This is a genomic window from Pseudomonas sp. NY5710 (assembly GCF_013305665.1).
Lineage (GTDB): Bacteria > Pseudomonadota > Gammaproteobacteria > Pseudomonadales > Pseudomonadaceae > Aquipseudomonas > Aquipseudomonas juntendi.
Window position 1 is genome coordinate 387,484 of record NZ_CP045554.1, and the last position, 12,001, is coordinate 399,484.

Sequence of the window (12,001 nt, forward strand, 5' to 3'; positions counted from 1 at the left end):
CGCAGGTGTGAACTTACAACCCGTTACGCGCCTTGTACTCGCGGCGACGGCGGTGCAGCACTGGCTCGGTATAGCCATTGGGCTGCTTGCCACCTTCGACCACCAGCTCCACTGCCGCCTGGAACGCAATGTTGTCGTCGAAGTTCGGCGCCATCGGGCGGTACAGAGGGTCAGCGGCGTTCTGCTGGTCGACCACCACCGCCATGCGCTTGAGGCTTTCCAGCACCTGCGCCTGGCTGACCACGCCGTGGCGCAGCCAGTTGGCCAGCAGTTGCGCGGAGATGCGCAGGGTGGCGCGGTCTTCCATCAGGCCGACGTTGTTGATGTCTGGCACCTTCGAGCAACCGACGCCCTGGTCGATCCAGCGCACGACATAGCCGAGGATGCCCTGGGCATTGTTGTCCAGCTCGTTGCGGATCTCTTCGGCCGACCAGTTGGTGTCGGCGGCCAGCGGGATGGCCAGGATATCGTCCACCGACGCCGGGGTGCGCGAGGCCAGCTCACGCTGGCGTGCCTGTACGTCCACCTTGTGGTAGTGCAGGGCATGCAGGGTGGCGGCAGTTGGCGACGGCACCCAGGCGGTGTTGGCCCCGGCCAGCGGGTGGGCGATTTTCTGCTCGAGCATGGCGGCCATCAGGTCGGGCATGGCCCACATGCCTTTGCCGATCTGCGCACGGCCTTGCAGGCCGGTCGCCAGGCCGACATCGACGTTGTTGTTCTCGTAGGCCCCGATCCACTTCTCGTTCTTCATGGCACCTTTGCGCACCACGGCGCCGGCTTCCATCGAGGTGTGAATTTCATCGCCCGTGCGGTCGAGGAAGCCGGTGTTGATGAACGCGACGCGCTCGGCAGCGGCCTTGATGCAGGACTTGAGGTTGACCGTGGTCCGGCGCTCCTCGTCCATGATGCCGACCTTCACCGTGTTGCGCGGCATGCCCAGCAGGTCTTCGACCTGGCTGAAGATCTCGGCGGCAAATGCCACTTCCTCAGGGCCATGCATCTTCGGCTTGACGATGTACACGCTGCCACTGCGGGTATTCTTGCGGCTGGTGTTGCCGTTGAGGTTGTGCAGGGCGATCAGGTTGGTGAACAGGCCATCCTGGATGCCTTCCGGAATTTCGTTGCCCTGGGCATCGAGAATTGCCGGGTTGGTCATCAGGTGGCCAACGTTACGCACGAACAGCAGCGAACGGCCGTGCAGGGTCACGCTGCCACCGTTGGGCGCAACGTACTCGCGGTCGGGGTTCATGGTGCGGGTGAAGGTCTTGCCACCTTTGCTCACGCTTTCGGCCAGGTCGCCCTTCATCAGGCCCAGCCAGTTGCGGTAGACGATGACCTTGTCGTCGGCATCGACGGCGGCGACCGAGTCTTCGCAGTCCATGATGGTGGTCAGTGCCGACTCCATCAGGATGTCTTTGACGCCAGCGGCGTCGGTGCTGCCGACCGGGGTGCTGCCATCGACCTGGATTTCGAAATGCAGGCCATTGTGTTTCAACAGCACGGCAGTCGGTGCCGCGGCATCACCCTGGAAGCCGATCAGCTGGGCGTCGTCACGCAGGCCGGTGTTGGTGCCGCCCTTCAGGGTGACCACCAGCTTGCCAGCTTCGATGCGGTAGGCGGTGGAGTCGACGTGCGACCCAGCCGCCAGCGGCGCGGCTTCGTCAAGGAAGGCGCGGGCGAAAGCGATCACCTTGTCGCCACGCACTTTGTTGTAACCCTGGCCTTTTTCGGCGCCGCCTTCATCGCTGATGGCATCGGTGCCGTACAGCGCGTCGTACAGCGAACCCCAACGGGCGTTGGCGGCGTTGAGGGCAAAACGGGCGTTCATCACCGGAACGACCAGCTGCGGGCCGGCCATATGGGCGATTTCTTCGTCCACGTTCTGGGTGGTGGCCTGGAAATCGTCGGCTTGTGGCAGCAGGTAGCCGATTTCCTGGAGGAATGCTTTGTAGGCTGCGGCGTCATGGGCCTGGCCTTTGCGTGCCTGGTGGTAGGCGTCGATCTTGGCTTGCAGCTCGTCGCGCTTGGCGAGCAGGGCTTTGTTCTTTGGAGCGAGGTCATTGATGATCTTCTCTGCACCCGCCCAGAACTGCTCGGCGACGATGCCGGTCCCGGGAATGGCTTCGTTGTTCACGAAGTCGTACAGGACCTTGGCGACCTGAAGGCCACCGACTTGAACGTATCCAGTCATTGCTTGCCTCACTCTGCTCAGCTATTTCGCTCTTCTGTATTAAGCCTGTAGCGCTTCTCTAAACACGTACCAGTACTTGCCCCCGGGGAGACCCCGAGCGCGGCTGGGTGCAGCCCGCCAGACTGGCTGGCAGACAGTGTGCGTATTTTCACAGGCGCCTTGGCAGACATCCAAACGACGTTTTGTAGTCCGCGCCACGGGATACTACATGAAGCAGTAGACGGGGCAAAATCAGACTAAAAGCGCCGTTGTGCGACCCATTGGTCGCGTATGGTCACGCTGGGAGCAGGTATGTTCGCAAAAAAATGGTGGATTGTTCCAGATAAATCTTGAAACAGTACACGATTGGCTGTGCGGATTGCCCTGCGGCAGGTTGCCGCGCCTTGCCTATACTGAGCCGATCCCCCGATTTTCTGCGCTTGGCGCGGTTCGACACGAGGAACGGCTTGTGGATCATCTTGTACTGACTGTTATCGCCCCTGACAAGGCCGGCCAGGTGGAACGTGTTGCGCAGTGCATCGCAGACCACAGCGGCAACTGGCTGGAAAGCCGCATGTCGCGCATGGCCGGGCAGTTTGCCGGGATCCTGCGGGTGGCGGTGCCGGCTGAAAATCACGAGGAGCTGGTGGCGGCGTTGCAGGGCCTGGCCCAGTACGACATTCGTGTGCTGGTGGCCGAGAGCGGGGTGGAACCCTCGTGTACCTGGAAGCCGATTGCCATGGAACTGGTCGGCAACGACCGGCCGGGGATCGTGCGGGACATTACTCGTTTGCTGGCTGAGTTGCAGGTGAACGTGGAACGGTTCACGACAGAAGTGCGGCCGGCACCGATGAGCAGTGAGCCGTTGTTCCATGCCGATGCCTTGTTGGCCTTGCCTCTGGCCTTGCCGCTGGACGAGCTGCAGCAGCGGCTGGAGAGTCTGGCGGATGACTTGATGGTGGAGTTGCAGTTGCGGGCGGAGGATTGAGTGGAAATCGCTGGGGGCCGTTTTGCGGCCCATCGCGACGCAAGGCCGCTCCTACTGGGGATTTGATAAAGACACCCTGGCGGTTATCCCAGTATCACGGGGAAGGCCCTGTGGATAACCTGGGGGTTCCCCTCCCCAGCCCAGGCAATGCGCCCGCTGCAGAGGTTTGCTCAAAAAACACCCAAAATTCAGCAGCTTGTGCACAAAGCACGGGGACGAGGGTGTGGATAACCTTTGGAGATGTCTCTGCAGGCCAAGGAATACATGGCCTGCAGAGTTCTGAGCGTTTTTTGATCAGGCGCGCTTGCGCAAACTTAGCCAGGCATCCACGCTGTAAATGGCCAAGCCAGCCCAGATGAACATGAAGGCTACCAGGGTGCTGGAGGACAAATGCTCGTCGAACAGCAGCACCGCCTGCAGCAGTACCAGGGTTGGCGCCAGGTATTGCAGGAAGCCGAGGGTGGTGTAGGGCAGGTGCCGTGCTGCGGCGTTGAAGCACACCAGCGGTACCAGGGTCACCGGCCCCGCAGCCATCAGCCAAAGCGCTTCGCTGCTGGTGTAGAACGCGCCTTGTGCACTCATGGCCGTTGGGTGCAGCAGCAACCAGCCCAAGGCCAGCGGTACCAGCATCCAGGTTTCCACAACCAACCCCGGCAGCGCCGCGACCGGGGCCTGTTTGCGGATCAGCCCGTAGAAGCCAAAGCTCAGCGCCAGCGCCAGTGACACCCAGGGCAGGCTGCCCACCTGCCACACCTGCTGGGCCACGCCAACTGCAGCCATGCCCACTGCCAACCATTGCAGGCGGCGCAGCCGCTCGCCCAGCAGCAGCATGCCCAGCAGCACGTTGATCAGCGGGTTGATGTAGTAACCCAGGCTGGCCTCGAGCATGCGCCCGTTGTTGACCGACCACACATAGGTCAGCCAGTTGAAGGCAATCAGCGCCCCGCTCAGGGCCAGGACCCCCAGCCGGCGCGGGTTGTCGCGCAGCTCGCGCCACCAGCCGGGGTGTTTCCACACCAGTAGCAGCAGCGAGCCGAACAGTGCCGACCAAAGCACCCGGTGGACAATGATTTCCACCGCCGGGACGCTCTGGATTGCCTTGAAGTAAATGGGGAACAGGCCCCAGATGATGTAGGCGCTCAGGCCCAAGAGATACCCGCGACGCGGGTTTGCGGCGTGCATGCAGAATCCTTGCTTAGGTAGCTAAATAAAGCGACCCCTATTGTAGACAGAGGCGTGCACCGTTTTAGAACAATTTCAGCGGGGCTTCATCCAGCGCCGCCATTTGTTCACGCAGGGCGAGGATCTGATCGCCCCAATAGCGCGGCTGGCCGAACCAGGGGAAGCTGGGCGGGAATGCCGGGTCATCCCAGCGCCGCGCCAGCCACGCGCTGTAATGCAACTGGCGCAGCGCCCGCAGCGGTTCGATCAGGGCCAGCTCGCGGGGGTCGAAGTCGTGGAACTCGTTGTAGCCGTCGATCAGTTCGGCCAACTGCCCCAGGCGCTCCTGGCGGTCGCCGGCCAGCATCATCCACAGGTCTTGTACGGCGGGGCCCATCCGGCAGTCGTCGAGGTCGACCACGTGGTACACGTCTTCGCGGTGCATCAGGTTGCCGGGGTGCAGGTCGCCATGCAGGCGGATGAGCTGGTGCGGGGTGCGGGCGTAGATGTCCTCGACCCGCTTGAGCAGGTCGCGGGCGACTGACGCGTACGCCGGCAGCAGCTCGCGGGGTACAAAACCCCCATCGAGCACAGTATTCAGCGAGGCATGGCCGAAACTGTCCACAGTCAGCGCTTCACGGTGAGCGAACGGTTTGCAGGCGCCGACGGCATGCAGGCGGCCAAGCAGTTGCCCAAGGCGGTAGAGCTGGTCGAGGTTGCCAGGCTCCGGGGCATGGCCGCCACGGCGCGGGAACAACGTGAAGCGAAAGCCCTGGTGCTCGAACAAGGTGCGGCCGGCGTGCTGCATGGGCGCTACGACCGGCACTTCGCAATCGGCCAGTTCAGCGGTAAAGCTGTGTTCTTCGAGGATGGCCGCATCGCTCCAGCGGCCAGGCCGGTAGAACTTGGCGATCAGCGGCTGCGCCCCCTCGATGCCCACCTGGTAGACGCGGTTCTCGTAGCTGTTCAGTGCCAGCACCCGGGCATCGCTGAGAAAGCCGAGGCTTTCCACGGCGTCCAGGACCAGGTCAGGGGTGAGGGTATCGAACGGATGGGACATGGGAGCTCCGGGGGTATGCGGCATGGGCTCCATGGTACAGGGTTATCCCTGTAGCGTACCCGTAGGGTTTACCCGCGAACCGCCTGCGCCATGGCCGGCCTAGGCAGGCACCCCGAGCAACACATAGGCAGGGTGGAACTGAACCCGTACCTGCTGGCCGGCCAACCAATCCGCCTCTGCCATGGCGCACAGCGTTTGCCCGTTGCCCAGCGCCAACCGGACTTCATTGGGCCCATCGGCTTCCACCAGCACGTCTTCGATCGTGGCCCGCAGGCAATTGCTCCCCGCTTCGGGCTTGTCCCCCTCGGCCAGCAACTGCACCCAGCCTGCCTTGAGCAGCGCCACCACCCTGCTGCCCAAGGTCAGCTCCAACCGCGCGGTGCTGTCGTGGGTGATCAGCGCGTCGATCTCCAGCCCGCCGCCCAGCGCCAGGCTGACCCGGTCATAGCGGCCCTCACGGCGCAGGCCGCTGACCTGGCCCTGCAGCTGGTTGCGCGCGCTGGTGCGTAGCATCAGGCGCCCAAGCAAGTCGAGGTCGCTGGACTCTTGCGCGGCCTCGAGAATTTGCGCCTGCAGGGCCTGCAGCCTTTGGTACAGGCGCAATACGCGCTGACCCTCCACCGACAGCCGGGCGCCCCCACCCCCACGCCCGCCAGTGCTGCGCTCGACCAACGGCTGACTGGCCAGGTTGTTGAGCTCATCGATGGCGTCCCAGGCTGCCTTGTAGCTGATGCCCGCCGCCTTGGCCGCACGGGTGATCGAGCCTTGCTCGGCAATGTGCTGCAGCAGTGCGATGCGCTGCGGGCGCCGGGTGATGTGCTGGGTCAGTAGAGTGGGCAAGGGCATGGGCATCCGGTCGCTGTAGGGGCCTGGGGCCAATAGTGTGGCGTAGCGGCAGGGTTATACATACCCCGGCTTCGGCGTACGCGCCAGGCAATACACATCCACCCGCTGTGCCCCCGCTTTGCGCAACACCTGGGCAATGGCCTGGGCGGTAGCGCCAGTGGTCAACACGTCATCGACGATGGCGACGTGCTTGCCTGGCAGGTCACCGGCGACCGCAAAGGCGTGGCACAGATTGCGCCGCCTGCCTTTGGCACTCAACCGTTGCTGCGCGGGGGTTTCCCGAGTGCGCAGCAGTACCCGCTCATCGCACGGTATGCCCACGTGCGACGCCAGCCAGCGGGCCAGCAGCCCGGCCTGGTTGAACCCACGCTCGCGCAGTCGACGCTTGGCCATGGGCACAGGCAACAGCAGGTCAGGGCGTGGTAGCCCCTCGGCATACCGGTAGCGCAGCCCTTGCCCAAGCAACTCGGCCATCAACCGCCCCAACGGCCACTGCCGGTTGTGCTTGAAGCGGCTGATCAATGTGTCGACCGGAAAGCCGAAATGCCACAGGGCAAAGACCTGTTCGAACGACGGCAAGCGGCGGCTGCACTGGGCGCAGGCGAGGCCGGCCATGGGCAGTGGCAGGGCGCAGTAGCGGCAATGGTCGCCCAGCCAGGGCAGCTCCTGCTCGCAACCGATGCACAGTGGGTAGTGTTGCCCGGCAGGCGCGTCGCACAACAAACAAGCCTGGTTAATAAGTGAACACTTGTAAACCAGCCGCTTCCAGTGAAGTTGACAGTTCATAGGCCATCCATGACTATGCGAGTTATCCGTGATGCGCTGGCGGGCTTTCCTGTCCCCGCGCCAGCTTAAGCCTAAACAAGGAAACGCCGATGAGCGCCAGTACAACTGCAACAACACGTCACGACTGGTCCCTGGCCGAGGTCAAGGCCCTGTTCCAGCAACCGTTCAATGACTTGCTGTTCCAGGCGCAGACGGTGCACCGCGCGCATTTCGACCCCAACCGCGTGCAGGTTTCGACATTGCTGTCGATCAAGACCGGGGCCTGCCCGGAAGATTGCAAATATTGTCCACAGTCCGGCCACTACAACACCGGGCTGGAAAAACAGAAGTTGATGGAAGTGCAGAAGGTGCTGGAAGAAGCAGCGCGCGCCAAAGCCATTGGCTCGACCCGCTTCTGCATGGGCGCGGCGTGGAAGCACCCGTCGGCCAAAGACATGCCTTATGTGCTGGAGATGGTCAAAGGGGTGAAGGCCTTGGGCCTGGAAACCTGCATGACCCTGGGCAAGCTCGACCAGGAGCAGACCCTGGCCCTGGCCCAGGCAGGCCTCGACTACTACAACCACAACCTCGACACCTCGCCGGAGTTCTACGGCAGCATCATCACTACGCGCACCTACAGCGAGCGCCTGCAGACCCTGGCCTACGTGCGCGATGCGGGCATGAAGATCTGCTCGGGCGGCATCCTGGGCATGGGCGAGTCGCTGGACGACCGCGCCGGGCTGCTGATCCAGCTGGCCAACCTGCCCGAACACCCCGAGTCGGTGCCGATCAACATGCTGGTCAAGGTGGCCGGTACGCCGCTGGCTGAGGAGGAAGATGTCGACCCGTTCGACTTCATTCGCATGCTGGCCGTAGCCCGCCTGTTGATGCCCAAGTCGCATGTGCGCCTGTCTGCTGGCCGTGAGCAGATGAACGAGCAGATGCAGGCCCTGGCCTTCATGGCCGGTGCCAACTCGATTTTCTACGGTGAAAAACTGCTGACCACTGCCAACCCGCAGGCTGACAAGGACATGCAGCTGTTCGCGCGTCTGGGCATCAAGCCTGAAGCACGCGAGGAGCACGCCGACGAAGTGCACCAGGCCGCCATCGAGCAGGCGCTGGTCGAGCAGCGCAGCAGCGAGATGTTCTACAACGCCGCGACCGCCTGAGATGGCTTTCGACCTGGCGGCGCGCCTGGCCGAACGGCGCGCTGCAGACCTGTACCGGCAACGGCCACTGCTGGAAAGCCCGCAAGGCCCGGAGGTGGTGGTCGACGGCCAGCGCTTGCTGGCCTTCTGCAGCAACGATTACCTGGGCCTGGCCAACCACCCCGAGGTGGTTGGTGCCTGGCAAGCCGGTGCCGAGCGCTGGGGTATCGGTGGCGGTGCCTCGCACCTGGTGATCGGCCATAGCACCCCACACCACCAGGTCGAAGAGGCGCTGGCTGAACTGACGGGGCGCCCTCGTGCGCTGCTGTTTTCCACCGGCTACATGGCCAACCTGGGCGCGATCACGGCGCTGGTGGGGCAGGGCGACACGGTGCTGCAGGACCGCCTGAACCATGCCTCGCTGCTCGATGGCGGGCTGCTCAGCGGTGCGCGGTTCAACCGCTACCTGCACAACGACCCGGCCAGCCTGGCCAGCCGCCTGGACAAGGCCGTTGGCAATACCCTGGTGGTCACTGACGGTGTGTTCAGCATGGACGGCGACCTGGCGGACCTGCCGGCCCTGGCCGAGGTGGCCCGCGCCCGGGGTGCCTGGCTGATGGTCGACGATGCCCATGGCCTGGGCACCCTTGGCGCTCAGGGCGGTGGTATCGTCGAGCACTTCGGCCTGGGCGTGGACGATGTACCGGTGCTGATCGGTACGCTGGGCAAGGCCTGCGGTACTTCCGGTGCCTTTGTTGCCGGGAGCGAGGAACTGATCGAGGCGCTGGTGCAATTCGCCCGCCCCTACATCTACACCACCAGCCAGCCACCGGCACTGGCCTGCGCCACGCTGAAGAGCCTGGAGCTGCTGCGCCGCGAAAGCTGGCGCCGCGAGCACCTGGCCGCGTTGATTCGCCAGTTCCGTGAAGGCGCGCAGCAGATCGGCCTGGAACTGATGGACAGCCCCACACCGATCCAGCCGATCGTGATTGGCGACAGCGCGCAGGCCTTGCGCCTGTCGCGCATGTTGCGCGAGCGCGGCTTGCTGGTCACCGCTATCCGCCCACCGACCGTACCGGCGGGCAGTGCCCGTCTGCGCGTAACACTGAGCGCCGCCCACAGCCAGGCGCAGGTGCAGCTATTGTTGAATGCATTGGCCGAGTGTTATCCACAATTGGAGAACGCCGATGCGTAATCGCCTTGTACTACTGCCCGGCTGGGGCCTGGGCACTGCCGCACTGGAACCGCTGGCCGCCAGCCTGCGCGCTCAGGACTCCCGCCTGCAGGTAGAGCTGATGCCCCTGCCGGAATTGCCCCACAGCGATGTTGAGGCCTGGCTTGAGCACCTCGACCGTAACTTGCCGAGCGATGTCTGGCTAGGTGGCTGGTCGTTGGGCGGCATGCTCGCCAGCGCCCTGGCACACAAGCGTGGCGACCACTGCTGCGGCTTGCTCACTCTGGCCAGCAACCCCAGTTTCGTTGCCCGTGGTGACTGGCCGCATGGCATGGCCGAAGACACCTTCGGCACCTTCCTCGACGGCTGCCGCAGCCATACCCAAGTCACCCTGAAGCGCTTTCGCAGCTTGTGCAGCGATGGCGCCCAGCAGCCGCGTACCCTGCTGCGCCAGCTGGGTGTCGGCGTACCAGACACCGACCCTCTGTACCTCGCCACCGGCCTCGAAGTGCTGGCCAAGCTGGATACCCGCGAAGCCCTGCAGGCCTACAGCGGCCCGCAACTGCACCTGTTCGCCGGTAGCGATGCGCTGGTGCCGGCCGAGGCAGCCAAGGCCTTGAGCGAGCTGCTGCCCGATGTGGAGGTAGGCCTGGTAGAAGACAGTTCCCACGCCTTCTTGCTGGAGTACCCGCAAGAGTTGGCGGCGGGCATCAAGAGTTTCCTGCATGAGAGTGGCGATGACTGACCTTTCCTGTCCGACCCTGCCCGGCGCTTTGCCCGACAAACGCCAGGTAGCGGCTTCGTTCTCCCGCGCTGCAGCCAGCTACGACAGCGTAGCGGCGTTGCAGCGCGCCGTGGGCTTGCGCCTGTTTGGGCAATTGCCGACAGGCTGGCAGCCATTGCGCTGGCTGGACCTGGGCAGCGGTACGGGCCATTTCAGCCGTATCCTGGCCGAGCGGTTCGCCCAGTCCAGCGGTGTGGCGGTGGATATCGCCGAAGGCATGCTGCGCCATGCCCGCAATGAACAAAGCGGGGCGCACTACCACGTGGCCGGCGACGCCGAGCGTTTGCCATTGCGTGATGCCAGCGTCGACCTGGTGTTCACCAGCCTGGCCGTGCAATGGTGCGATCAGTTCGCCAGTGTGCTGGCCGAAGCCCTGCGGGTACTGCGCCCGGGTGGCGTGCTGGCCTTCAGCAGCCTGTGCGTAGGTACCCTCGACGAACTGCGTGCCAGCTGGCAGGCGGTGGACGGCCTGGTGCATGTAAACCGCTTCCGCCGTTTCGAGGACTACCAGCGCCTGTGTGCCGCCAGTGGTTTTGAGCAGCTTGAGCTGCATCGCTGTGCGCATGTGCTGCATTACCCGGACGTACGCAGCCTGACCCACGAACTGAAGGCGTTGGGGGCGCACAATCTCAACCCTGGCCGACCGTCCGGGTTGACTGGCCGAGCACGCATGCAGGGCCTGTTGCAGGCGTACGAGGCATTTCGCCAGCCTGCCGGGCTGCCAGCCACCTATCAGGTGGTCTATGGTGTGTTGCGCAAGCCACAGGCGTAAAGGGGAGCGAGATGAGCAAGGCCTATTTCATCGCCGGTACCGATACCGATGTCGGCAAGACCACGGTCGCGGCCGGGTTGCTGCATGCGGCGCGGTTGCAAGGCTTGAGCACCCTGGGTGCCAAGCCCGTGGCCTCGGGGTGCGCGATGACCCCCAAGGGTTTACGCAACAGCGACGCCCAGGCGCTGATTGATGAAAGCACCATCAAGTTGCCGTATGAGCAGGTCAACCCGTATGCGTTCGAGCCTGCGATCGCGCCGCATGTGGCAGCACGTGAGGCGGGGGTGACATTGGGCGTGCCAGCGCTGCTGACGGCTATGCGCAATGTGCTGCAACACAATGCCGATTTCACATTGGTCGAGGGGGCTGGGGGCTGGCGTGTGCCGCTGTCGGGGCTGGAGAACCTGTCAGATCTGGCGGTGGCCCTGAAGTTGCCCGTGATTCTGGTGGTAGGGGTGCGGCTGGGGTGTATCAGTCATGCCTTGCTTAGCGCCGAAGCGATCGAGCGCGATGGGCTGCAGTTGGCCGGTTGGGTGGCGAATATCATCGAGCCGCGCACTTCACGGCTGGAAGAGAACCTGGCCAGCCTGGCCGAGCGCTTGCCAGCGCCTTGCCTGGGGCGGGTGCCCAAGCTGAAGGAGGCCAGTGCTGACAGGGTGGCTGAGCATTTGCAGCTGGATCTGCTGGATTAGGTGCTGGAATATTCAGGGCCTATCAACTGGCACCGGGCCATTAGCGATTTAAACGGGCCTTTTCACTGGTGGCCTGTTTTAATGGGCTGTGTTCCTACCCAGCGTCAATGGAGTGCTGACATGGAAATCACCGGTAGCTCCGCCTATTATGCGGGCCTGAGCGCTATACAAGCCGGCCAGAACCGCGTCGATCAGGCCGCCAGCCAGATCGCCAACACCACCGCCGAACGTACCGCCACCAGCCAGTCCAGCGACTTCCAGGCCGAACGCCTGCGTGCGGTCGACCGCAGCCAGCAGATGGACCTGGCCACCAGCCTGGTGCAACAGGCGGTGGGCAAGACCGAAGTCGAGCTTGGCGCAAAGGTCGTCAAGGCATCCGACGAAATGCTCGGCCGGATCATCGACACCTACGCCTGACAGAGCGCTCATTTCAAATAACAC

The 12,001-nt window shown here is 63.9% G+C and carries 12 protein-coding genes; 7 read left to right on the forward strand and 5 right to left on the reverse strand.

What is annotated here, in order from left to right; all coding sequences use genetic code 11:
* Positions 1 to 13 precede the first annotated feature (13 nt).
* Positions 14 to 2,191 carry a malate synthase G gene (locus GEV39_RS01700; protein ID WP_173887383.1) on the reverse strand — a complete coding sequence of 726 codons (2,178 nt, stop codon included), beginning with the start codon at positions 2,189 to 2,191 and terminating at the stop codon, positions 14 to 16.
* Positions 2,192 to 2,639: 448 nt separating this feature from the next.
* Here GEV39_RS01700 and GEV39_RS01705 point away from each other — a divergent pair, with 448 nt between their 5' ends.
* The gene (locus GEV39_RS01705) at positions 2,640 to 3,158 is read left to right on the forward strand and encodes a glycine cleavage system transcriptional repressor (protein WP_173887384.1); all 519 of its coding nucleotides are present in this window, start codon (positions 2,640 to 2,642) and stop codon (positions 3,156 to 3,158) included.
* Between the two features lie 294 nt (positions 3,159 to 3,452).
* Here GEV39_RS01705 and rarD read toward each other — a convergent pair whose 3' ends face one another.
* From rarD to GEV39_RS01725, 4 genes are all read right to left on the reverse strand, one after another.
* On the reverse strand, positions 3,453 to 4,340 hold the full coding sequence (gene rarD / locus GEV39_RS01710; protein ID WP_173887385.1) for an EamA family transporter RarD: 888 nt from the start codon (positions 4,338 to 4,340) through the stop codon (positions 3,453 to 3,455).
* A gap of 64 nt (positions 4,341 to 4,404) precedes the next feature.
* Positions 4,405 to 5,379, reverse strand: coding sequence for a serine/threonine protein kinase (locus GEV39_RS01715; protein ID WP_009681525.1), 975 nt, complete (start codon positions 5,377 to 5,379; stop codon positions 4,405 to 4,407).
* Between the two features lie 99 nt (positions 5,380 to 5,478).
* Positions 5,479 to 6,225 (reverse strand): TOBE domain-containing protein, encoded by a 747-nt coding sequence (locus GEV39_RS01720; RefSeq protein ID WP_173887386.1) that lies wholly within the window; start codon positions 6,223 to 6,225, stop codon positions 5,479 to 5,481.
* Between the two features lie 54 nt (positions 6,226 to 6,279).
* On the reverse strand, positions 6,280 to 7,011 hold the full coding sequence (locus GEV39_RS01725; protein WP_173887387.1) for a ComFC family protein: 732 nt from the start codon (positions 7,009 to 7,011) through the stop codon (positions 6,280 to 6,282).
* Between the two features lie 89 nt (positions 7,012 to 7,100).
* Here GEV39_RS01725 and bioB point away from each other — a divergent pair, with 89 nt between their 5' ends.
* The 6 genes from bioB to GEV39_RS01755 all read left to right on the forward strand — a co-directional run bounded on the left by bioB (position 7,101) and on the right by GEV39_RS01755 (position 11,977).
* A complete protein-coding gene (gene bioB, locus GEV39_RS01730; RefSeq protein WP_173887388.1) occupies positions 7,101 to 8,159 on the forward strand; it encodes a biotin synthase BioB in 1,059 nt (352 codons plus the stop codon).
* Between the two features lies 1 nt (position 8,160).
* Complete coding sequence (gene bioF / locus GEV39_RS01735; protein WP_173887389.1) at positions 8,161 to 9,333, forward strand: 8-amino-7-oxononanoate synthase; 1,173 nt, start codon at positions 8,161 to 8,163, stop codon at positions 9,331 to 9,333.
* Positions 9,326 to 10,057, forward strand: a complete 732-nt coding sequence (locus tag GEV39_RS01740; RefSeq protein ID WP_173887390.1) for an alpha/beta fold hydrolase — start codon at positions 9,326 to 9,328, stop codon at positions 10,055 to 10,057. The genes bioF and GEV39_RS01740 overlap by 8 nt, the downstream gene beginning before the upstream one ends.
* Positions 10,050 to 10,868 (forward strand): malonyl-ACP O-methyltransferase BioC, encoded by an 819-nt coding sequence (bioC, locus tag GEV39_RS01745; protein ID WP_173887391.1) that lies wholly within the window; start codon positions 10,050 to 10,052, stop codon positions 10,866 to 10,868. Before GEV39_RS01740 ends, bioC begins: the two co-directional genes overlap by 8 nt.
* An 11-nt stretch (positions 10,869 to 10,879) precedes the next feature.
* Positions 10,880 to 11,560, forward strand: coding sequence for a dethiobiotin synthase (bioD, locus tag GEV39_RS01750; protein WP_173887392.1), 681 nt, complete (start codon positions 10,880 to 10,882; stop codon positions 11,558 to 11,560).
* A gap of 120 nt (positions 11,561 to 11,680) precedes the next feature.
* A complete protein-coding gene (locus GEV39_RS01755; RefSeq protein WP_009681533.1) occupies positions 11,681 to 11,977 on the forward strand; it encodes a hypothetical protein in 297 nt (98 codons plus the stop codon).
* The last annotated feature ends 24 nt before the right edge of the window (positions 11,978 to 12,001 follow it).